General features: G+C 49.2%; 1 pseudogene. It reads right to left on the bottom strand.

Annotated elements, in window-relative coordinates:
* A pseudogene (locus tag UF05_RS26500) lies at positions 1-360 on the bottom strand (formate dehydrogenase); the annotation flags it as partial.
* Positions 361-398: the final 38 nt, after the last annotated feature.

The raw sequence follows: 398 nt of genomic DNA, 5'->3' as shown, positions 1-398 counted from the left end.
AACACTGCAGTATGTTTCAACCAGCGGTGTTGCCGGAAGCAGGTAACCTCCGTCTGTACCGTCGTGCATTACCGCCGCAACAGGTGGGTTTGGGTCCGTAATCACCATCATCTCCAACTTCTGCATCCCATTGATCAACTCAACACCCCGTGTTTGAGAGTTCACTGCGTGCCCCCAGTAGAACATTGCACGGATGTTTTCGCTTTGCCGAATGATGTCTTTATTATCCAGAACGTCACCCACCCAATGAGTTACAAGAAAACATGCGCTGTTCTTTGGTCTATGTCGACCCTAACAGTTGTTATCGCCACGACCTTTAATACATGCATAATCGATCTCCCAAGCCCTTCACCAGTGACGCCCAGCACTCTAATAAAGGCAATAGTTGCCTGGTAGCC

Origin of the sequence: Vibrio sp. S457-15, from assembly GCF_000960545.1 — a bacterium.
In the GTDB taxonomy this organism is placed as follows: Bacteria; Pseudomonadota; Gammaproteobacteria; order Enterobacterales; family Vibrionaceae; genus Vibrio; species Vibrio parahaemolyticus.
The sequence above is the reverse complement of the archived record's forward strand: the minus strand, read 5'-3'. Positions and strand labels throughout refer to the sequence as shown.